Annotated in this window: 19 protein-coding genes and 1 pseudogene; 7 read left to right on the top strand and 13 right to left on the bottom strand. The window is 50.0% G+C overall.

Annotation, left to right across the window (positions count from 1 at the left end; translation table 11 throughout):
• Nucleotides 1–300, top strand: a pseudogene (locus B5D40_RS02230) (hypothetical protein); the annotation flags it as partial.
• Between the two features lie 325 nt (nt 301–625).
• Here the strand turns inward: B5D40_RS02230 and B5D40_RS02225 are convergent.
• From B5D40_RS02225 to B5D40_RS02200, 6 genes are read right to left on the bottom strand one after another with little or no spacing between them, the layout of a single operon-like run.
• Nucleotides 626–1,309: a hypothetical protein gene (locus tag B5D40_RS02225; protein ID WP_078775591.1), complete on the bottom strand. Its 684-nt coding sequence runs from the start codon at nt 1,307–1,309 to the stop codon at nt 626–628.
• Between the two features lie 8 nt (nt 1,310–1,317).
• Nucleotides 1,318–2,334: a quinolinate synthase NadA gene (gene nadA / locus B5D40_RS02220; protein ID WP_078775590.1), complete on the bottom strand. Its 1,017-nt coding sequence runs from the start codon at nt 2,332–2,334 to the stop codon at nt 1,318–1,320.
• A 56-nt stretch (nt 2,335–2,390) separates the two neighbouring features.
• Nucleotides 2,391–3,059 carry a metallophosphoesterase gene (locus B5D40_RS02215; protein WP_078775589.1) on the bottom strand — a complete coding sequence of 223 codons (669 nt, stop codon included), beginning with the start codon at nt 3,057–3,059 and terminating at the stop codon, nt 2,391–2,393.
• Complete coding sequence (locus B5D40_RS02210) at nt 3,056–3,787, bottom strand: pseudouridine synthase (protein ID WP_073302779.1); 732 nt, start codon at nt 3,785–3,787, stop codon at nt 3,056–3,058. The genes B5D40_RS02215 and B5D40_RS02210 overlap by 4 nt, the downstream gene beginning before the upstream one ends.
• Complete coding sequence (locus tag B5D40_RS02205; protein WP_078775588.1) at nt 3,788–4,705, bottom strand: Ppx/GppA phosphatase family protein; 918 nt, start codon at nt 4,703–4,705, stop codon at nt 3,788–3,790. It abuts the gene before it with no gap.
• Complete coding sequence (locus B5D40_RS02200; protein WP_078775587.1) at nt 4,698–5,015, bottom strand: hypothetical protein; 318 nt, start codon at nt 5,013–5,015, stop codon at nt 4,698–4,700. The genes B5D40_RS02205 and B5D40_RS02200 overlap by 8 nt, the downstream gene beginning before the upstream one ends.
• An 885-nt stretch (nt 5,016–5,900) precedes the next feature.
• On the opposite strand from B5D40_RS02200, the gene B5D40_RS15835 reads away from it, so the two are divergent.
• Nucleotides 5,901–6,293, top strand: a complete 393-nt coding sequence (locus tag B5D40_RS15835) for a hypothetical protein (protein ID WP_078775586.1) — start codon at nt 5,901–5,903, stop codon at nt 6,291–6,293.
• A 68-nt stretch (nt 6,294–6,361) separates the two neighbouring features.
• Here the strand turns inward: B5D40_RS15835 and panB are convergent, their stop codons facing one another.
• The 3 genes from panB to B5D40_RS02180 are packed head-to-tail and all read right to left on the bottom strand — an operon-like array spanning nt 6,362 to nt 8,180.
• Entirely contained in the window at nt 6,362–7,108 is a 747-nt protein-coding gene (gene panB / locus B5D40_RS02190; protein ID WP_078775585.1) for a 3-methyl-2-oxobutanoate hydroxymethyltransferase, read from the bottom strand.
• Entirely contained in the window at nt 7,083–7,829 is a 747-nt protein-coding gene (gene recO, locus B5D40_RS02185) for a DNA repair protein RecO (RefSeq protein WP_095849599.1), read from the bottom strand. Before recO ends, panB begins: the two co-directional genes overlap by 26 nt.
• Nucleotides 7,830–8,180 carry a histidine triad nucleotide-binding protein gene (locus B5D40_RS02180; RefSeq protein WP_073302767.1) on the bottom strand — a complete coding sequence of 117 codons (351 nt, stop codon included), beginning with the start codon at nt 8,178–8,180 and terminating at the stop codon, nt 7,830–7,832.
• A gap of 599 nt (nt 8,181–8,779) precedes the next feature.
• Between B5D40_RS02180 and B5D40_RS02175 the strand changes: the two genes are divergently transcribed.
• From B5D40_RS02175 to nrdG, 4 genes are all read left to right on the top strand, one after another.
• Nucleotides 8,780–10,609 carry an SLC13 family permease gene (locus B5D40_RS02175; protein ID WP_078775599.1) on the top strand — a complete coding sequence of 610 codons (1,830 nt, stop codon included), beginning with the start codon at nt 8,780–8,782 and terminating at the stop codon, nt 10,607–10,609.
• Between the two features lie 52 nt (nt 10,610–10,661).
• Entirely contained in the window at nt 10,662–13,007 is a 2,346-nt protein-coding gene (locus tag B5D40_RS02170) for a Tex family protein (RefSeq protein WP_078775583.1), read from the top strand.
• A 200-nt stretch (nt 13,008–13,207) separates the two neighbouring features.
• Nucleotides 13,208–15,517: an anaerobic ribonucleoside-triphosphate reductase gene (gene nrdD / locus B5D40_RS02165; protein ID WP_198951081.1), complete on the top strand. Its 2,310-nt coding sequence runs from the start codon at nt 13,208–13,210 to the stop codon at nt 15,515–15,517.
• A complete protein-coding gene (gene nrdG / locus B5D40_RS02160) occupies nt 15,517–16,065 on the top strand; it encodes an anaerobic ribonucleoside-triphosphate reductase activating protein (RefSeq protein ID WP_078775582.1) in 549 nt (182 codons plus the stop codon). Before nrdD ends, nrdG begins: the two co-directional genes overlap by 1 nt.
• Here nrdG and B5D40_RS02155 read toward each other — a convergent pair.
• Both B5D40_RS02155 and B5D40_RS02150 read right to left on the bottom strand, forming a co-directional pair.
• Entirely contained in the window at nt 15,983–17,272 is a 1,290-nt protein-coding gene (locus tag B5D40_RS02155) for a CotH kinase family protein (protein WP_078775581.1), read from the bottom strand. The two genes, nrdG and B5D40_RS02155, sit on opposite strands and share 83 nt — an antisense overlap.
• Nucleotides 17,273–17,283: 11 nt before the next feature.
• A complete protein-coding gene (locus B5D40_RS02150) occupies nt 17,284–18,393 on the bottom strand; it encodes an acyltransferase family protein (protein ID WP_078775580.1) in 1,110 nt (369 codons plus the stop codon).
• Between the two features lie 398 nt (nt 18,394–18,791).
• Between B5D40_RS02150 and B5D40_RS02140 the strand changes: the two genes are divergently transcribed.
• Nucleotides 18,792–19,424 (top strand): alpha/beta fold hydrolase, encoded by a 633-nt coding sequence (locus B5D40_RS02140; protein ID WP_143394518.1) that lies wholly within the window; start codon nt 18,792–18,794, stop codon nt 19,422–19,424.
• On the opposite strand, the gene lnt is transcribed toward B5D40_RS02140, so the two are convergent.
• Together lnt and rsmI are read right to left on the bottom strand one after the other, a co-directional pair.
• Nucleotides 19,414–21,276: an apolipoprotein N-acyltransferase gene (gene lnt / locus B5D40_RS02135; RefSeq protein ID WP_078775577.1), complete on the bottom strand. Its 1,863-nt coding sequence runs from the start codon at nt 21,274–21,276 to the stop codon at nt 19,414–19,416. The two genes, B5D40_RS02140 and lnt, sit on opposite strands and share 11 nt — an antisense overlap.
• Nucleotides 21,273–21,959, bottom strand: coding sequence for a 16S rRNA (cytidine(1402)-2'-O)-methyltransferase (gene rsmI / locus B5D40_RS02130; RefSeq protein ID WP_073302755.1), 687 nt, complete (start codon nt 21,957–21,959; stop codon nt 21,273–21,275). The genes lnt and rsmI overlap by 4 nt, the downstream gene beginning before the upstream one ends.
• Between the last annotated feature and the right edge of the window lie 4 nt (nt 21,960–21,963).

The raw sequence follows: 21,963 nt of genomic DNA, 5'->3' as shown, positions 1-21,963 counted from the left end.
GACGTCCCGAAGAAAAACGCGACTTACTACCAGAAGAAAAAGGCTCACAAGCTTTTTTGCAAGAGGGCTGGCATCGAGCCTATCAACGGCCACCTGAAAAGCGACCACCGCATGGGTCGCAACTTCTACAAAGGAATCTTTGGCGACATGCTCAACGCAAAGCTTGCAGCAGCGGCGTTCAACTTCAAGAGGGCTATGAGACGCTTTTTTGTTCTGTTGGAATGGCTATACTGTTTTTGCCTTCTGTGGAACGGAATGAACAAAAAATGCGAACGTCCTTATCTTACGTTCGCAAAGTGACTTTTTAAGGGCTGACTACCTAATCGTTCAACTATGGCATCGGAGATGCCAAGTTTCAGGGATGCAAAGCTCCATGAGCCTTGGAAGCTCAGCTTCCTTTAGGCGAATTGTTCCTTTCAGGGAGCTTCGTAGGAGACTGCCATTTCTCCCAACTAACCAAGCAAGATTCTTGCGTTAGCGACCGACGCCCGGATGGGTTCGGACAAATTCTTGAATTTGGCTGAACGGACGCCGCGCTTCGCGAAGGATTTTGCAAAAGAATGCGCGGCGATAACGCTAGGGAGCGCCCCGCTTGGCGGGGAACGCCCAAAGAAAAACAGAACGGTTAAAATTCGTAGAAGACGCGTCCGCCGATTTCTAGGCTATGGTGCCACAGGGTTTCGGAAAGGTCATTGTATCCACTGGAGCTTGTGCTCACGCTGCGGATGAAGTGCGGGCGGTAACGGACGGCGATGTCCATGCCGAACGGGCGAATTTTGTAGCGCATATTGGCGGAAAGGGCGAAGGCGTTGGCGGCAAAGACGGCGGATTCGCGAAATTCTCCTGAGTATTTGTCCATGCCGATGGCTGCATCGTGAACGGAGAGGCGGGAAAAGGAATAGGCCAGGCCGGGTCCGATTTGAAAATCTTCGGGCCAGAAGAAATAGTAGCGGTATTCGGCGGCAAATCGCCAGTAGTTGGCGTCGTTGCCGGTTTCGTAATCGGAGCCTTTGCCGTAATTGACGTCGATATTCCACATTCCGAAGGAAACGGCGACGGTGTGCTGGTTGAAATTGACGCCGATTTCGGCGAGCGGCAGAGGAAAGGAGCCGATGGAGGGAATGAAAATTCCCTCGTCCCCGTCCGATTTCATATAGCCTTTTCCGTCGAGGTCGCCGCCCAAGGAAAGGGACGCGTCCAGCCCGATGGAGATGAAGTAACTGCGATGCCAAATGATTTTTTCGTGGCTTTCGGCAAAGCAGAGCGAAGTCCAAACAGCGACTGCAAAAAGAAGGAAGGCCTTGCGCATCGGTTCCCCTACATGGCTGCGTATCGGAACATTTCGTCGATGCAATGCTTGGCGCGGTGCATGGTCTCTTCGGGAAGTTCCACTTTGGTTGCCGCTTCCGGGTGGCGCAATGTTTCCAGAATGTTTTCGAGCGAATTCGATTTCATGTATTTGCACATGCTGCAGCTGCCGATGAAAGTCTTGTCGGGAAATTCGTATTGCATCCGCGCGTTGAGTCCGCATTCGGTGAGGAGCAGGATCGGCGTGTCTTTGGGCTGTTCTTTGATGTAGGAAACCATTTGTCCGGTGCTGCCGACATAATCGCTGAGCAGGGCGATTCCCGGATGGCATTCTGGGTGGCTGACGACGCGTAGCCCGGGATTTTGTTCGCGGAAAAATCGGATGAGTTCCGGGTCGTATTTTTCGTGGACGTAGCAGCAGCCGGAATACAGGACGATTTCTTTTTGAATGCCATTTTTGCGGAGCATTTCTTGCAGGTTTTTGCCCATGAGGCGGTCCGGTACAAAAACGATTTTATCGTTTGGCAGGTTGGCGATGATTTTATAGACGTTGGAACTGGTGACGCAGACGTCGCATTCCGCTTTGACATCGGCGGTCGTGTTGATGTAGCAGGCGAAGGTGTGGTCCGGGTATTTTTCGCGGAGCTTGCGCACTTCTTCCCCGGTGATGCTGTCGGCGAGGCTGCAACCGGAAAGCGGGCCGGGAATATAGACGTCTTTGGTCGGGTTCAGAATTTTGGCGGTTTCTCCCATAAAGCGGACTGCGGCAAAGACAATCATGTCGGCTTGAACTTTGGTGGCATCCTGGCTGAGCTTGAAACTGTCGCCATCGTAGTCGGCAACGCCTAAAATGATTTCGGGAGCGACGTAGCTGTGGGCAAGGATAACCGCGCGGCGTTCTTTTTTCAGTTCGTTGATTTCGTTGATGAGGGGAACCAGCTTTTGGCAATGCTCCAAGGTGTAATTGCAGAGAACGGAGCCGGGCTGGACGGTTTTGAGACGGTCGAAAAGTTCTTGAGCTGTCATAGTGAAACCAATTTACAATTTTAGTGGGGCTGTGTTGGGGGAATCCACTTCGGCTTTTAAGATTTGCCGGCTTTGATGGGCGAATAGATTCTGGCGGCTGGAATTTGGTAAAGCTTGTTTTCTTCGATGCAGTAGGCGGAGAGTTTTTTGCCATAGACGCAGCCGGAATCCAGTCCGTGGAAACCGGGAATATCGACGAGTCCTTTCGCCGCCCAATGCCCAAAAACAATCGGTTTGGACCAGGTGACGCATTCAAACCAGGCAGGGTTGGCCGGGGATTTCATCTCTTCGGCGGAACCGCTCCAGGAGCGAATCGAAAGCAGCACGTTGGGATTCATGTCCTCTAGACGCTGTTTGCCGGGTTCGAGTCCCGCGTGGACAAGGAGTGCTTGAGGCGTATCATACCATAAAGGCCATTTTTTGACAGCATTGGCAATCCAGAACGGATCTTCCAAAGAATCGAAGAAGCGTTTTATTTTGTCCGTCCAAAGTTCCTGCGGAACGCTGATGTATTTCAGCAGATGCGCTTCCCAGTTTCCCAAAACGCTTTTGAAATGGTTCTGCTCTACGGTCTGGACGGTTTTTAGGGCGTTCGGTCCTTTGCCGATAAGGTCGCCTGTAAAATAGATTTCGTCGTCTTCCGGGCTAAAGCGCACCGCGTCGAGCATTTTCATCATTTCGTCGTGGCAGCCGTGCACGTCGCCGATGAAAATGGTTCGTTTCATTCTTGCGCTCCGAGGTCTTGTACGGATTTACGGAGCGATTTCTCTTCGGCTGGGGTGAGTTCGCGAAATTCGCCGGTGGGCAAATTCCCCAGGGAGATTCCGGCGTATGTGACTCGCTTCAAATCGCGGATGGTGTAGCCGACCGCTTCGAGCATCCTTCGGATTTCGCGGTTTTTCCCTTCGCATAGGACCATTTCCACAAAGCCTTCGTCAAAGAAAATTTCTTCAGCGTGACCGTGTTCCATAACGCCCCGCTCGTTTTCTCCGATTTCTACGCCATCGACAAGACGTTGGGCGTCGCTGCGGGAAAGGGGGTGCGTTGTCCATACATAGTAACTGCGGGGAATTTCAAATTTCGGATGCGTCAGTTTGTAGAGCAAATCGCCGTCGTCGGTAAACAGAAGCAGCCCGCGGCTTTGCAAATCCAGACGTCCGATGTATTTCATGGAGCGAAAGGCCGAGGGCAAATAGTCGTAAACGGTCGTGCGTCCTTGCGGATCGTGAGCCGAGCAGACGCAGCCTGCGGGTTTGTGAAAAAGGATGATTTTGGTTTTGGCCGGCAGCTGGACTTTCCGCCCGTCCACTCGCACGTCGTCGGATTCGGAAACGGAAAAGCCCGGCTGGTTTAGAACGGTTCCATTGACGGAAACCCGTCCCTGCAAAATGATTTCATCGGAAGCCCGGCGGCTGGCGACTCCGCATAAAGAGAGAAATTTGTTGATGCGCATTTAAATTCCTTGATTTGGCTCTTGTTTTTCGGGATATAGAAGCCCAAAGCGAAGTCCCGCAGTGCTGATTCGAAAACTTTCGGCGTGCAGTCGGGAGAGCAGGCTCCTGAGCCAGAAAAGCCCGCAGATAATCACGTCGCTGCGCCCTTTTTCCAGTCCGGGCATACTTCCCCGGAGTTCTTTGGAAACGTTGGAAATTTTGGTGATGACTTTTTCCAAATCTTCCAGATTCATTTCCAGCCCTTCGATTGCCTTGAAGTTGAATTCGGGCTGATTCAAAAATACCATGGCGAGAGCGGTCGCCGTTCCTCCGACAAGATAGATGGGCTTTTTGGCATAAGGTCGCAGAGGGTTGCCCTTGAGAACTTCCTTTTCCCATTTTTTGTATTCCGGGCCGGGAATGACTCCCATTTTTTTGAAGAGGAAGAGGGAACCGATGGGAACAGATACGGCTTTTTTTCCGTCTGAAACTTCGGTTGATCCGCCGCCAATATCTACGGTCACGATGTCTTTGCCGTGCCATTCTTCGACCGCTCGGAATGTGTAGGCGGCTTCTTCTTCGCCGGAGATGATTCGGGGGTTGATCCAAAGGGCTTTTTCGACTGCCGCCATCAATTCTTCGCCGTTTTCCGCTTTACGTGCGGCTTCGGTCATCGCGCAGGCTTTGATTTCTGCCCCAAGAGCGTGGGCGGTGGAACGGAAAGACGAAAGAATGCGGGAAAGTTCCTCGAGCCGGGCTTTAGAAATTTTTTGCGCATTGTAAATGTCTTCACCGAGTCGGCAGATTTCCACTTTTTGGATTTTGGGTAGCAGGATTTCTTTGCCGCTGTCGTCTTTTTCAAAGTCGGCAATCAGAAGGATTGTCGAGTTGCTGCCGATATCCACGGAAGCGGGTAGAATTTTTAGGGGATTAGGCATCTTGTTTTAAAAGTCCTTCGCGAATGCGGGCGGCAATCTGTTCCGGATTTGTAAAGAACTGTTTTGCCAAAGGAATCGCTTCTTCTACCAATTCCGCGGAATATTTTTGCATCCAAGCGGCGACGATCTTTCCCGATTCGCTGCCGAGTTCCTTGCCCGTTTTGATTTCTTGCGCCATTTTGAGTGCGAGAAAAAGGGCGAGTTCAAAGGCTTTCGGATTTTCTTTGTTTTCGAGCAAGCTGTTTACCCGGGAAATCTTTTCTTCAAGTCCCAGGGATTCTATTTCTTTCAAGTCGTTTTCGGAAATCATAGAAATAATGTAGAAAAGTGACGCGGAAAGCTAAGGAGAGTATTTGTGGAAGCATCTCGGCAGAGCAAAAAAGGGGGGGGGCGATTCTCCACCAAATAGCCGCGATGAAAAATTTGGGAATTATGGACAATCTTCCACCAAATACTCTCAATTAAAAATTTTTCAAAGTGTGAACATCTTTTTCGCAAAGTGGAACTCTTTTTTTCAATACAGGAATTTCTTTTTCACAAGGAAAATTTCTTCTCGCAGACTGCGAGGTGCTCGCCTACGCCCATGAGCCTTGGAAGCTCCGCTTCCTTTAGGCGAATTGTCCCTTTCAGGGATACTTCAACTACGGAATCAGAGATTCCGAGTTTCAGGGATGCCTTATAGGCCAGCGGGCGGAAGGGATAAGGGGGCTTCCAAGTTGACGCGTTGCGTCCGCGGCGGCGGCGGCTCAGTAATGCCTGCAAGCAAGCTTGCGGCGCAACATTCGCCTTGCACGCTTTTGCGAAGGCTCCCTTCCAGGGACAATTCGTCTAAAAGAGTAAAACTCTTAAGACTTCATGGGCGGCCCCTTTTTCCTTCACCCTATCCCCCGCCACGCTTTGTGGTAGGAAGTTTTGGTTTTGTGGGGTGGAATTGGATATTGCGCCATAGCGAGAAGGGGGAATTTTTTCAAACGGGGCTTTTTCTTTCGCAAGGGGAAACTCGGTTATCTGTTATCAGTCCCAACTCCCAACTCTTAACCGGTCCCTGAGCCTGTCGAAGGGCAGCAACCGGTTATCGAAGCGCACTACCCCCTAACCACTTCCCAATAAATCGGCTGGAAGGCTCCTCCCAAAAAAGAAAGGCTCGGATGAATCCGAACCTTTCTTTTGCACAAAGAGAGAATGGAAAAATTACTTGGCTTTTTTGGTGGCGGTCTTTTTCGGAGCCACTTTTTTCGCTACGGTCTTTTTCGCCACGGCGACTTTCTTTGTTGCCGGCTTGACTGCTTTGACAGCTTTAGTGGTCTTGGAAGCCGCTTTTACCACCGGTTTTGCCTTGGCGACGGCCTTTTTCGGGGCCGCTTTTTTCGCTACGGGCTTTTTCGCAGCGGCAGCTTTCTTTGCCGGCGCTGCTTTGGCAGCTGGAGCCTTTGCCGTTTTTGCTGCCGACTTTGCAGCCTTGGCGACTGTTTTTTTAGCTGCAGTCTTTGTTGCCGGAGCCGCTTTTTTGGTAGTCTTCGTGGTTTTAGGTGCCATATTTTTGTTCCTTTTTTTTGATGTTGATAACTATAATTACAAAATAACTTGATTTACACAAAATATCAACACTTTTTCAATTTTTTTTTCGCAGCGATGCCCGTTACTTGGAAAAAAATGCTACAGGGATTCTTTGCGCACAAAGTCGATGTAGGCTTCGATTCCTTTTTTGGCTGTCTCGTAGAGATTGCAGAACCGGGTGGCGAACGGAGGAATTTTGCCCGCATGGATGCCAAGGGCATCGTGTAGAACGGTAACGTGCCCGTCGGTATGCGAACCGCCGCCGATGCCGATAGTGATGGACTTCACGGCTTGGGTTATCTGTTTTCCCAAGGCTTCGGGAATGTGCTCCAGGACCATTTCGTAAACGCCCATTTCGGAAAGCGCTACGGCTTCTTTCAGAATCCGCCCAGCTTCTTCTTCGGTTTTGCCCACTTGTTTGAAACTGGTCGCGGTCTGCGGCAAAAGTCCCAGATGCCCGCAGACTTCAATGCCGTTCTGGAGAAGGGTTTCGATGATTTCCGGCTTGTAACCTTCAAGTTTGACAGAAGACGCTCCCACATCGATAAAGCGTTTGGCGTTTTCCAATGCTGTTTTCGGATCGCTGTCGCTTTGAAAAGGCATATCGGCGACGACGTGGGTGTTGGGAGCACCGCGGACTACTGCGGAAACAAAAATGAGCATCTCGGGCATTCCCACGGATTGCGTGCTTTTGTAGCCGAGCATGGTGTTGGCAAGGCTGTCGCCGACGAGAATCTGGTCGATTCCCGCAGCTTCGGCAATTTGAGCAAAGCCAAAGTCGTATGTGGTGATTTGGGCGATTTTCCGTTTGCCCTTGCATTCAAGAATCTGTTTTGCTGAAAGCATAATTTCTGACCTCTTGCAACCAATGGTAAGATTTGACTTCCCGGTTTTCGCCGAGATGATTTTTCAGGTATTTGAAAAATTCGCATTCGAGGAACCGCGGATTGTGCAATTGTTCCCGAGTGGAGAGCCGGGCAATGTCTGCCAGAAATTCCGGGGAATGCTCCGGCTGGAGGACGCCTAGGCAGTTTTGGCAGAGGGCTCCGCCGTTTTCAAACAGGAAATCCGCGGGGAAATTTTGAATTTCGGCTCCGCAACGGACGCATTCATGGAGGGAAAGGGCGTAGCCTTCGCAGTCGGCGACGTGCCACATCCAACGGACAAGGGTTTCTTGCGGCTTTTCTCCGCGGTCCAGAATTTGCAGGGCTTTTTCCGTGTAGCGGAAGACCAGCTCTTGAGAGGGGCCTGCCGACAAATAGCGCAAAAGGATTTCGGCGATGACTTCCGCCATGGCGTTTTTTTCCAAGTCCTTCCGCAAATGGGGAAACCAGTCGATAAGGCTCGCTTCGCGAATGAAATGCAAATCGCTTTTCCCGGAATCGTGAAAGACGATTTCGCTTTCGGCAAGGGGATCCAGGGAGCTTTTAAACGGGCAATTTTTGCTTTTGGCACTTTTGACAAGGAAGGATTGCACGCCAAAATCGGAACAGAATCCTTTGACAATCAGCGAAGAATCGCTGTAAGGCATCCTGTGCAGAATAATGACTTTTGCCCGTTTTAGCAATTATTTCGCTCCGAAACCGTCGTCGAGCCTTTTGCCGCCGAGGACGTGGCAATGAATATGCCAGACGGTTTGTCCGGCGTCGCCTTTGCAGTTGAATACGAAACGGGCTCCGCCTTCGCCAAGGCCTTCTTGTTTTGCTAAAAGCTGTGCACGGTAAAGCAAGCGTCCCATCAGCGGGGAATCGGATTCTTCGAGTTCCATCAGACTGGTGATATGCTTTTTGGGAACGACCAGAAAATGGACGGGAGCTTGCGGGTTCAAATCTTTGAAGGCGTAAAATTCGTCGTCTTCGTAGATTTTAGTGGAGGGAATTTCGCCATGGATGATTTTACAAAAAATACAATCGGACATAGAATACCTTTGTTTTGCGAAATTATAATAGCAAAAAATGGGGAATTATATACAATCTTCCTCCAAATTCTCACAAATAATTTTTTTTCAAAGCGTGGATTTCTTTTTCACAAGGGAAATTTCTTCTCGCAGACTGCGAGGTACTCGCTTACCCATGAGCCTTGGAAGCTTCGCTTCCTTTAGGCGAATTGTGCAGCGCCCCATGAGCCTTGGGAACTTGTTCCCTTAGACGAATTGTCCCTTGCAGGGACAATTTAGTTATTAGTTTTCAGTTCCAACTCCCAACTCCCAACTCCCAACTCCCAACTCCTAACTCCTAACCGGTCCCTGAGCCTGTCGAAGGGCAAGCAAATCGGGTGGAGTTTTGTATATAAGTCCCAAAAAATGCGCTTCAAAAATGCCATCGAAGAGCTTTTGAGAATGAAATGAAGCCGGAAAAAGAATGGGAAGGATAATCGTTACGCCCTTTTAGCGTTCGGAAAAGGGCCAATCGTGATGAGTGAGCCTGTTGAAGGACGGACGATCGAGGCTCGCCAAATCATTTTTCTTTTCGCTTTTTCGAGGATGAACTTTTCTATCTTTTCGCCGCTATGTTTTCGCTGGTCGTAACCCTTGTCATTTTGGCTTTTTCCATGTTCTTTTTTGTGCAGGGGAAAATCCGCTCGGATATCGTGGCGTTGGTGTCGCTCGTTCTGCTGATGGTTTTTGGGGTGGTTTCGGTAGAGGAGGCGCTGGCCGGTTTTTCCAATTCGATTGTTTTGATGATGCTCGGGCTGTTTATTGTGGGCGGAGCCGTTTTTCGCACGGGGCTTGCCCGCGTTGCGGGACAGAAAATCGTCAAGGTCGTCGGCAAAAACGAGGATGTGCTTTTTGTGGCGATCATGCTGGTGACGGGCTTTATCGGAGCTTTTGTCGGCATTACGGGAACCGCCGCTTTGATGCTTCCGATTGTGATGAGCGTTTCGGCAGGCACCCGCTCGGGCCCGAAGCGCTTTTTGATGCCGATGGCTTTTGGCTGTAGCCTTGGCGGATTGATGACGCTGATTGGAACGCCGCCGAATATGGTGGTGAGCGACGCCCTTGTCAAAGCGGGCTACCCGGCGTTGAAGCTTTTTTCATTCACGCCGATTGGCTTTTTTGTCCTTTTGCTGATGATTGCCGCCATGTTTCCGGCATCTCGCCTCCTTTGCAAAAAAAAGGACGTGCAGAAAGAAAGAGAGGCGCATTTCAAGTCCTTGAGGGAACTGACCGAAGAATACAGCCTTTCCCGCAACGTAACGCGGGTTCGTGTGCAGAACGATTCGCCGATTGTCGGCAGGTCTTTTGCCGATTTGAAATTGCCGAATACGTATAATCTGACGGTGATAGAAATCGAGCGACCGGGACGCGGCAAGTTTTTTGGAACCAACGCTCGGATGTTGGCGGGGCCGAGCAGCGTGTCGATGGGCGGGGACATCTTGTTTGTTCTGGGGGATTCGGCGGATGTGAAAAAATTTGCCGAGGAAATGCGTGCGCCTGTGATTTCGGCGGGCGAAACGGGTTCTCCGCTGCATTTTAGGAACTGGGGAATTGCTGAAGTGCTTCTTATGCCGGATTCCTCTTTGGTGAACAGGAACGTTCTTGAAACGAATTTTCGGGCGCAGTTCGGGGTGAATGTTCTGGGAATCCAGCGCAAGGGGGCCTACATTTTGCACGATTTGAAGGACGTGCACTTGGAATCTCGGGACACGCTTTTGGTGCAAGGCGCTTGGGAAAATATCCGCAAGCTGTCGGCTTCCAATTCGGAATGGGTTGTACTCGGCGAGCCGCTGGAACTGGCGGAGTCCGTTCCCCTGGATCATAAAATGCCGTTTGCAGCGGCGATTCTCCTTTTGATGGTCATTCTGATGGTTTCCAATGCGGTGCCTCCGGTGGCGGCGGTTTTTATCGCGGCGTTGCTGATGATTCTCTCCGGCTGTTTTCGCAATGTGGAGGACGCTTACAGTTCTATCAACTGGGAAAGCACGGTTCTGATTGCAGCGATGCTTCCCATGTCCACGGCTCTGGAAAAGACCGGGATTTCGGGAATGATTGCGAAGGAACTTGCCGAAAACCTTGGGGCTCTTGGACCTTATGCGCTCCTTGCGGGCATTTATTACACGACGTCCTTGGTGACGATATTCATCAGCAATACGGCGACGGCGGTGCTTTTGGCGCCGATTGCGATGAGTGCGGCAGCTGGACTCGGCGTGAGTCCGTATCCGTTCCTGTTTGCGGTGACCGTCTCTGCCAGTTGCTGTTTCATTTCGCCCTTTTCGACTCCTCCGAATGCCCTGGTGATGAACGCTGGACGTTATGTTTTCCGGGATTACCTGAAAATCGGGGGTCCTTTGCAAATCGCCATGGGTGTCGTTATGACTTTTGTTTTACCTTTGTTTTTCCCGTTTTAAGCGGGAAAGATTTTAAATTGTGTCCCACAAGACTCTATGAAGGAAAGGATATATGAATTTTTCGCAAATTATTTCCGAAGAATTGAACATTGAAGAATGGCGCATTGCCAAGGCACTGGAACTGATGGATCAGGGCGGAACCATTCCTTTTATCGCCCGTTACCGCAAAGACCAGACGGGAACTTTGAATGAAATTGAACTGCGCGATATTCAGCACCGCCGTGAATACTTGCAGGAAATCGAAGAACGGAAAACGACGATTTTAAAAAGCATCGAAGAACAGGGCAAGCTGACTCCGGAATTGAAGGGGCAGATCGAGGCTTGCAAGGACAAGACGCTTTTGGAAGACCTTTACGCTCCCTACAAACCGAAGAAGCGTACGCGGGCGACTATCGCCAAGGAATGCGGTCTGGAACCGCTGGCCCGCATCATCATGGCTCAGGAAGAAACGGACAATACGCCGGAAACCATCGGGCTTATCTATTGTTCCGAAGAAAAGGGACTCGCCGATCCGAAGGCGGCCATCAACGGAGCTTGCGACATCTTGGCGGAAGAGCTGGCGGACAACGCGACCTATCGCCAGTATTTGCGTGCGCAGATTGAAAAGCAGGGCCTTATGGTGTCCAAGGTCCGCAAGGAATTTGAAAAGCAGGAAACCAAGTTCAAGAACTACTACGACTTTTCGGAAGCGGTTTCGAAAATCCCGAGCCATCGAATGCTCGCTTTGCGCCGTGGCGAAAAAGAGAAGGTCCTCCGGCTTTCCATCGATATGCCGGATGCGGAATTTGTTTCGTATTTGCAGAGTCAGGTGATTCGGAACGAGAGCGTCTGGAAACCGTATTTGGAAGAAATGTGCAAGGACGCGTGGGAACGCTTGCTCAAGGCGAGCCTCGAAAGCGAAGTCCGCTTGCTCTTGAAGGACAAAGCCGAAGAAGAAGCGTTCAAGGTGTTCAGCAAAAACCTGCAAGACGTTCTGCTGGCACCTCCGGCTGGGCACAAGGCGGTTCTGGCTTTGGATCCGGGTTTCCGCACGGGTTGCAAAGTGGCCGTTTTGGACAAGAACGGCAAGTTTATGGATCACGGCGTAATCTTCCCTCACGAACCGCAGAAGCGTGTCGCCGAAGCGGGCGATTATATTGCCGCGCTGGTCGAAAAATACGAAGTCGATTTGATTGCTATCGGCAACGGCACGGCCAGCCGTGAAACGGACGCTTTTGTGGCGGACATGTCGCACAAGTTCAAGGGCAAGAAGCCGGCTCGTGTGATCGTTTCGGAAGCGGGCGCGTCTGTCTATTCCGCAAGTCCGCTCGCCATTCAGGAATTCCCGAACGAAGACGTGACGACCCGCGGCGCGATTTCCATCGGTCGTCGTTTGCAGGATCCGCTGGCGGAACTGGTGAAAGTCGATCCGCAGTCCATTGGCGTCGGGCAATACCAGCATGATGTGAACCAGCGCGAACTCAAGAAGCGTCTGGACGAAGTGGTGGAAAGCTGCGTGAACATGGTCGGCGTGGATTTGAATACGGCAAGTGCTCCGCTTTTGACCCATGTCGCTGGCGTTTCTTCGGCTTTGGCGGAAAACGTGGTCAAATATCGGGAAGAAAACGGGGCGTTCAACAGCCGCGAAGAGGTGCTCAAGGTCAAGGGCTTTGGTCCGAAGGCTTATGAACAGTCCGCAGGCTTTTTGCGCATTCCGGGAGCGGAAAACCCGCTGGATTGCAGTGCGGTTCACCCGGAAAACTACGGCTTGGTCGAGAAGATGGCCGCTAAAGCGGGCGTTCCGGTCAAAGATCTGGTCGGCAATGCCAGCGCCATCAAGTCGCTTTCTTTGGAAGAATTCCTTTCGGACACGGTCGGCAAGCATACTTTGGAAGACATCTTTGCCGAACTCGAAAAGCCGAGTCGCGATCCGCGTAAGGAATTCCGCTATGCCAAATTCAACGACAACATCAAGAGCATCAACGATCTTGTGACCGGCAGCTGGATGGAAGGCGTGGTCACGAATGTGGCGAATTTCGGAGCGTTTGTCGATATCGGCGTTCATCAGGATGGTCTGGTGCACGTTTCTGAAATCAGCGACAAGTTTGTGGACGACGCCAAAACGGTTCTCACCGTGGGCGATGTGGTCAAGGTGCGGATTCTCGGCGTGGATGCGGGGCAAAAACGCATTAGCCTGTCGATGAAGCAGGAACAGACGGATGGCGTTGCCGGTGCGGGTCGGAATGCGCGCAACCAGCGTGGCGGGCGTCCTCCGCGTCGTGAAGTCGGCATTCGTCCGCATGCGACCATTGCCGATTTGAAGGCGCGTCTGGGTGGAGCCAATCCCAAGAGCAAGCCGAACGTTCAGACGCAGAACAAGCTCTCGTCGATGCTGAAAAAATTCAAAAAAGGCCTGTAATTTTCAAAATAGGGTTAAATTCGGGCGAAAAGAGCTTCTTTTCGCCTGTTTTGACGTAGGCTCCTTTTTGTGAGGATAAACACATATTGTAGTGGATAACCTGTTGAAAACACAATATGTTGTGGATTTTGGAACGGACTAGCACAGCTGGTCCGTTTTTTTTGCTAATATGCAATTCAACAAATCACAAAGGATGAGATATGGTCTATGACGAGAGATTAGATGGAAATATGGATGTGGAAGCCCAGCAGCTCTACATCATGAAGCGTTCCGGTGAACGCGTGGCTTTTGACGGGGAAAAAATTGCGAATGCGATTCGGAAAGCGAATCAAGAAGAAGGAATCCTTTCGGACAAATTGACCGAGGAACAGATTGCGACGATTGTTTCCGGCATCGAAAAGGATGCGCGCAATGCGAGCCGGGATCTTTCCGTGGAAGAAATTCAGGACAAGGTGGAAAATTTCCTGATGTCCACGGGACGCTATAATGTGGCTCGCTTGTATATCACATACCGTTATAAGCACAACGAGCTCCGCAAGATGAGCAATATCGACCAGAAAATTTCGGGCATCGTCGAGCGGGACAACGAGGAAGTCAAGCAGGAAAACTCCAACAAGAATCCGACGGTGCTTTCGGTGCAGCGCGACTATATGGCGGGCGAATGGAGCCGTTACTACACCGGTCGTTACCTGCTCCCCGAAGATGTGGTTTCTGCGCATAAGAACGGCCTGATTCATTTTCACGATGCGGATTATTTTGCGCAGCACATGCACAACTGCTGTCTGGTGAATCTGGGGGATATGCTGGACAACGGTACTTGCATCAGCGGTACGCACATCGATTCGCCCAAAAGTTTTAACACCGCTTGCACGGTGGCTTCGCAGATTGTCGCACAGGTGGCTTCGAGCCAGTATGGCGGTCAGACGATTACCATGTCCCATTTGGCGCGCTATGTGGATATCAGTCGGCAGAAAATTTCCAAGCGGCTCCGTGAAGAGTTTGCCGAAGCGGGGGTTGTCGTTGCCGAAGACAAATTGAAAAAAATCGTGGAAGATGAAGTCCGCAAAGAAGTGGAATCCGGCTGCCAGACGATTCAGTATCAGCTGATTACGCTGCAATCCACAAATGGTCAGGCTCCTTTTGTTACGGTCTTCCTTTACTTGCACGAAGTTCCCGAAGGGCAAATTCGCGACGACTTGGCTCTCATCATCGAAGTCATGCTGAAACAGAGAATTTTGGGAGTCAAGGACAATCTCGGTTTTTATATCACGCCGGCTTTCCCGAAATTGATTTACGTATTGCAAGACGACAATATGGAAGAAGGAACGCCGTATTTTTACTTGACCAAACTGGCTGCCGAATGTACTGCTCGCCGGATGGTTCCGGATTACATTTCCGAAAAAGTGGCGCTTTCCTTGAAAGGGGATTGCTACCCGTGCATGGGTTGCCGTTCTTTTCTGACGCCGGATCGCTTTACGGATGCGGGCAAGGGAAATCTCAGCAATGCCCAAAATTATGTAGAGGGAAAGCATCGGTATTACGGGCGCTTCAATCAGGGAGTTGTGACCATCAATTTGGTGGATGCGGCCTGTTCTTCGGGTGGCGATGAACAAAAATTCTGGGAAATCATGAAATCCCGGTTGGAGCTTTGCCACAGGGCGTTGCGCTTGCGCCATGAACGCTTGCTGGGCACGCCTTCGGATGTCGCTCCGATTCTTTGGCAGGACGGCGCTCTTGCTCGGCTGAAGTCGGGCGAAGTCATCGATCGCCTGCTTTTCGACGGCTATTCCACCATTTCGCTCGGTTATGCGGGTCTTGCGGAATGCGTTTATTATATGAAAGGCGTTTCGCACACGAGTCCGGAGGGCGAAGCTTTCGGGTTAAAAGTGATGCAGCTTCTGAACGATTCTTGCGCGGCTTGGAAAGCGGCAGAAAATATCGACTATTCCGTCTATGGGACGCCTCTCGAAAGTACGACTTACAAGTTCGCGAAAGCCTTGCAAAAGCGTTTCGGCAAGATTCCCCATGTCACGGACAAGAACTACATCACGAACAGTTATCACATCCACGTGACCGAAGAAATCGACGCGTTCTCCAAGCTTTCCAAGGAAGCGGAATTCCAGAGGCTTTCTCCGGGCGGCGCCATCAGTTATGTGGAAGTGCCGAATATGCAGAACAATATCCCGGCGGTGCTTTCGATCATGAAGCATATTTACAATTCCATTCTGTATGCGGAATTGAATACCAAGTCGGACCTTTGCGACGTCTGCGGCTACACGGGTGAAATTCGGGTGGTCAAGGATTCGACGGGAAAGCAGGTCTGGGAATGCCCGAATTGCGGAAACCGCGATCAGATCAAGATGCACGTGGCGCGCAGGACTTGCGGCTATATCGGCACGCAATACTGGAACCAGGGTCGCACGGCCGAAATTGCGGATCGCGTTTTGCACGTCGGCATCGGAACTATCGCGGCGGATTCTTCCGAAAAAGTCAATTCGGTCGCCCGCTAATGCACGTTGGCCAGATTTACAATTCGGATTGTGCCAATGGGACGGGCATTCGCATTTCGCTGTTTGTTTCCGGCTGCACAATCCATTGTCCGGAATGCTTCAATTCGCAGACGTGGGATTTTCATTTTGGCGTCCCATACGACGAGAAAATCGAGAACCTGATTTTAAATGAATTGCGCAAGGATTTTTACGAGGGCATCACGATTCTCGGCGGGGAACCTTTTGAACCGTCCAATCAGGAAACCCTCGTCCAATTGGTGCGCCGCATTCGGAAAGAGTTGCCGCAAAAAAATATCTGGATGTTTTCCGGCTACGTCTATGACCGGGATTTGATTCCCGGCGGAAAAAGATATACGCCTTATACCGATGAGATTCTGGACTCGATTGCCGTTCTGGTCGATGGCCCGTTTATGGCTGCGAAAAGGAATATCGCTTTGCGCTTTCGCGGATCTGAAAATCAGCGAATCATTGATATGCCGCAGACTCGGAAGGCGGGGAAAGTAGTTCTGCATCCAGCCATGCAATCCGCTCTCGAATCCAGTCTTTAAGGGAATCCGCCGTATCTTCGTAGCGTTTAAAGGATTCGACGAATATCCAGAATTTTTCGCCTAGAATCGGCCAACGCTTGTATTCGTTTTTGGCGGCTGGGGTCAAGTATTTGACCGTGGAATCGACAGAATCGATAACTGCTTCAAATGCGGAATGGTGATTTTGCCAGTATTCCTGTACTTTTTGTAAAATCTCCGGATTTTGGAACAAAAGGGAAAACCATCCGTTGTTTCCTGTGGGCCAGTTTTCGGGTGAAATTTGATGCTTGAGCCCGATGCCGTAGGCCAAATCGAAATCCCAGACAGGCCCCATTTGCAAAGGGAATCCTTTTTTCCAGACAATGAAAATGCTTTTGTGAAAATAGCCGTCCTGATTTTTGGAAAATTCCTGAATGAGGTAGTAGCGGATAAGATCCTCCAAATCTATCCAATGGGAGATGGATTCCAGCGTTTTTGGGTTTTCGTTTTGCCAGAAAAACTCAAAAGAATGGATTTGATTTTTGACGAGACGGAATGCGCTGTCGGAGATGGGCGAGGGGTGTCGAATGAAAAAATGGTGGCCCGCGTCCGAAAAAAAGGCCGGATGCGATTTGCTTTCGTCATCGTCCGACGTTTTTTCCAGCAGAAATCCGTTTTCATTATCGGGAATGTTGACGCGGTGCTTTGCGACCTTGATTTTTTCCGTCAGCAGATAAATTCCACGGTAGTCCTTGTTCACGAATACTTCCACGAATTGCGAACGAGGGGAATACTCGTCTCCTAGCGATTTCGCCAACTGAAAAGAAATGCGGTTTCGCACGAGGCTCTTATCTCTGTGGTTGGAAATTAAAATCCAATCCTTGTCTTTGGGCATATCGAATAGCGGGACGGCATTTTCAAATTTCAATCGGTAGCTGTATTTAGAAAAGCTCCACGAAGAATTTCCGTGTCCCCGGATGGTTAAGTCGTAAATGCGACTTTCGGGAGAGTTCTTTCCGTAAATTTGCAATTTGGCTTTAACGGGAGTTTCTTTGTCGCGGATGCTCGTGGCGTTTTCGGTTTGAATGACAAGGCGCGGCAAGTTGGCGTAGGGATATTCGGAGTCGTCCAGCGGAAGATATTCAAATTCCTGTTCGGAAACGGAATTGAAATTCCAGAGGCATGCCGTAAGCAAAGAGGCCGCAAGAAAAGAAGCGGCGACAAGCATATTTCTGAACGGATTTTTCAACGGCGCACTCCTTAGCGAATGGACAAACTGGAAGAAACAGATATTTTTTCTTTGGCTATTAAACGGTAGAATTTACAGCGGAATAGCGGAATGGCGCAGATTACGCCGACGATGACAATGGGAATCGCAAAATAAACGGTGCCGGGCTTGTCCAAGACGCTTTTGAAGACGATTCTGAGAACCAATAGAATCCACCAGTGAACGGCCAGAATAATCATCCCGTTTCGGGAAATGTTCCGCAAAATCCCTTGGAAAAGGGAAAAGCAAAAAACTTTGGGAAAACGATTGGCAAGCAGAAAAAGCGAAAGAATGCCCCACGTTCCCGTGAGCGAGCTGAATAGGAAAGGCAGAAAATTTTTCCCCAGCGCGTTGTTCATGATGCTGAAATTCGGGTCGGGAGTTTCAAAGAATGCGTAAAGGACGGCGAATAGCAACGCCGATGCGACCAAAAGGAAAATTTTTGCATTTCCCAAAGCGAAAAGGAATCCTTTGGAAATATAGCCCATTGCAAAAAAGAAAAACGTCGTGAGAATCCGCTCGATTCCCCAAGGAAGGTGGATGGCATAGCGGTTCGACAGCCAGCCTCCGGCCATTCCCAGTGCGGCCAAAAGCAGTAACGGCATTTTTTTGCCGGACGTTATTTTATGCGCGGCAAAAAACAGCAGGCTCACACCGTAAAGATTGAAAACGAACCAGAGCGGCCCCGCTCCCACGGAAGATTTTCCCGCCACAAAAATTTTGGCCAGATTCCAGCCGATATATTGCCAGACATTTTGAATATCGGGGTGTATGCCGAGAACGCTCATTTTCGGGGACAGCGGGAAAAATTTCGCAAAGTGGTATAGCACGGGATCCATCGCGAGAAAGAGAAGGGACAGTAGAATGTAGGGAACAAGCAGAACTTTTGTTTTATGCTTTAGATATTCTAAAAAACGAGGGAAACGGCGATTGCTAAAAAGCATTCCCGAAAGGTAAAAGAATGCCGACATCCGGAAGGCCGAGCAGTGAAGCATTCCCATTTGGATATTCGCAAAAGATTGCTCCAGATGAAAAAGGCAGACAAGTAAAAGGATAAATCCTTTGCTTTCGTCAATCCAGGGAATTCGTTCTGTGAGTTGCATCACAATGAAAAATAGGTTTTCCACAATTTGCTGTGGGCGTCAAACCGTAAAAACCTTTGTTTTGGTAAACCGATTGAGAGAATTCTTATTTTTCCCATAGGCCACCTCTAAAAATGATTTTGGTTCGCCAACTGGTCCGGTCCCTGAGCCTGTCGAAGGGCTGCAATCAGCTGACCCTGAGTTTATCGAAGGGTGCTAACCTCTACCACTCGCCACGAATCACTAACCTCTGGCAGCTGACAACTCTCACGCAACAATCTTTTGAAAATGAATTTTTAGAAGTTGCCAATATTTACTGAAAAGAGGTTGTCTGTATGGACAATGATTATATTTTTTAGATAGCTCTGGAATGCAAAAGTGAAATTTCAGATGGTTGTTTTTTTGAGAGAGGATTGCTTGTGTTGAAATGGACGTGGCTTTCTGGATTGGCTTCGGATTGGAATATCTGGGAAGATGAATTGACCGTTGCCGATATGGATGCGGAACATCGCTTTGTCCCGTATGTGAAAGAAGTGCAATCTTTGCAGAACATCTATTCCCTTTCCGAAGTTAAAAATGCGGATGTCCTGGTCGGTATGGATTTTTCGGCGCTTTTAATGCTCAAATCTGTAAAGCACCGGCCCGTAAAACAAAAATGGATTCTTTTGGCCCCGATTATCGATTTTTGCCATGGGGAAGACGCGTGGCCGCAAAAGCAGGTGTTGCAAGTGGCGAAAGGCGTGCGAAAAATGCCCAAGGTCGCCTTGCAGGATGTTTTGAATTTGTTCGGACCTGCCGACGAAGAGTATTATGAAAGCTGGATGCGAACCGCCTTGCAAATGGATCCGGAGCTGATTGCTCAAGGGTTTGAATATCTGGCAAATGAAAAAGTGGATTCCCCGCTTGCGCTTTTAAATTGTGAAGTCCGTTTCGGCAAAGAAGACGAATGGATTACGGGCGCGGTCGTCGAAGCGGCAAAAAATTTATTGCAGGGCGCTCAAGTAAGTGTCCGTCCCAAGGTGGGGCATTGGCCAATGTCCCTTATCGATTAAGGCGAATCCGCGGAATGAGAATGGCCGCGAGCAAATAGGCAAAGAAAAAAGCGAGCAGGGCGTATTCGACGGCGTCTCCGATGCGGGAGTAGAGAGTGTCTCTTGTCCGTAGGGGAATGCGGCGTGTGATAACGCGTTCGGTGAAAAGCTCTGTTTTCAAATCCTCGTTGCCGTATTGATCAATAAATGCAGAAATGCCGGTATTGGTTCCGCGCACAATGGGATATCCGTTCTCGATAGCCCGGTAGCGCAACTGATTCAGATGCTGCGCGGCCGCTGTGCTTTTGCCGAACCAGCCGTCGTTTGTGATGTCCACCATCAGGCGGGATCCCTCTCGGATGGAACGTCGTCCTTCGGCTCCGTAAATGGTTTCGTAGCAGATGTATGGACTCCAGGAATAGGGCTCAAAAACGGGGCGGCTTTTTCCGGGAACAAAATTGCCCTGCCCGACATCCACATAGTTGAGAATCGGGAATACATTGTCAAAAGGCAGTCTTTCGCTGAAGGGGACCAGATGCGTTTTGATATATCGCGTGTAATCGTTTTCGTCCGGCTTAAAAAGAAATCCGCTGTTGTAAAGGTTTACGGGGCGCGGTTTTTTGCCGTTTTTGTCGTAATCGAGAGCGCCGATAAAAATGCTTGTACGGGAATTTTGAATCCGTTTGTGAATCCAGCGTTTTTCCCGATTCCGCAGCCGGAGAAAATCGGGGATGGCGGTTTCCGGGAATACGACCAGATCCACATCGTTTTTTTCCCAATCGATGCTGTCGTCGGCGATTTGCCAGGTTTTAAAGACGACGGAATCGTAGTAGGCCTTGCTCCATTTGTTCGTCTGGTGAATGTTCGGCTGAACAATGGCGATCTTGGGAGCTTCTTTCGGGTCGGCAACATAGAAGGGCGAAGCTTCCGGCTTGGAGAGAATGCAGGAACCGTAAGCCCACAACAGTCCAAAAAAGACGAAAGGAACGGCGAACAGAATTTTTTTTCGGGCGGTAAAGGCCGCCGCTACAGAAAGGTTGCTCGCAATAATCAGGGCGGTATAACCGAAAACGCCGATGAGGGAAAGCGCTTGCAAAAGCGGCAACTGATTGCCAAGAGCGTAGCCCAGGTGACTCCATGGAAAACTGAAGTCGCCGATGCTGCGGGTCATTTCGAGTCCAGCGTAAAAGAGCGGGAACAGGATTAAAAGAATCGGGAATTTCCGAATCCGGATTTCCCTCGCTTTCACAAAAAGAACCGCCGCAATCACGTTGTAAACGCTGAAATAAGAAATGAGCAGGACGAGCCCGATTAAAATCAAAAGAGCGGGCCCCACGTTCATCACGTTGTAAATCCAGTAATAGTTGATGACGTTATACAGAAATCCGGACCAGAACGAGGCGAAAATCGCCGTCTGCAAATTCGCTTTCAAAAGTACGATAAACCAAGGAACCAGAAATACAAAAGCCCCCGGACCCAAAGGCAAAGGCGGAAAGGCGAATCCGTAAAATCCCCAGCCGATAGAGCAGAGAGCCAAAGCGGTGAGGGATTCTTTTTCATGAATTCTTTTCCAGTTCCATTGAACAAAGCGGAAAAGCGCGAACAAGAGGAACGGCACAAAGACCGTGGCAAGTTGAATCAGGCCGACATGAGAATAGAGAATGTAGTCCAAGGCGAGTGCTAAAAAACCGACAAGGCAATAGGACCACAGGAATTTTGAAAAATGCCGCCGTGTTTTTTGGCGGAAGAGGAACGGCAACGCTCCAAGAAATGGCACGAGCTGGGCGTGAAACGTGTAAATGCCTTCGATATCCGGATTGGCGAGGACTAAGGCGGCGTTCAAAACAATCTGGACAAATAGGAATCCGATCATAAACCGCCCTTTCCTTGCGGATGGAACAGAAGAACGTATTCTCCTTTCGGTTCTCGGTTCTTGTAATGTTCCAGCAATTTCGTCGGCGTTTCTACCAGATGTTCTTCAAATTTTTTGGTGAGTTCGCGCATCAGGGCGATGGGAATTTCTCCAAAGACTTGCCGAATTTCATCGATAAATTTGACCAGATTGTGCGGGCTTGCATAAAAAATAAGCGTGGAGTCCGCAGAGGATTTCAATTTTTCAAGCAAGTGCAGCCGTTGAGCGCTTTTTTTCGGGGAAAAATTTTCAAAGCGGAATCGATCTGTCGGCAGCCCGCTGGATACGAGCGCATTGATCATCGCGCAGGCACCTGGAATGCTGCGCACGGCGATGCCTTCCCGGACGCATTCGCGGACAAGGTTGAATGCGGGGTCGGCGATTCCCGGCGTTCCCGCGTCGCTCACGATGGCAATATCGCCTTGGGTTTTCAAGTACTCCACGTATTTAGGAGTCACTTCTTCTTTGTTGAAGTCGTGATAGCTTTCCATGGGCGTGCGAATCTCGTAATGTTCCATCAGAAGTCGGGAATGGCGGGTGTCTTCGGCGAGGATGAGCGAAACTTCTTGAAGAATCCGCACAGCTCGATAAGTAATATCTTCTAAATTCCCAATGGGAGTGGCGACGACGTAGAGTGTGTACATAGGT

The sequence above is a fragment of the Fibrobacter intestinalis genome, from assembly GCF_900167415.1.
Taxonomy (GTDB): domain Bacteria; phylum Fibrobacterota; class Fibrobacteria; order Fibrobacterales; family Fibrobacteraceae; genus Hallerella; species Hallerella intestinalis.
The sequence above is the reverse complement of the archived record's forward strand: the minus strand, read 5'-3'. Positions and strand labels throughout refer to the sequence as shown.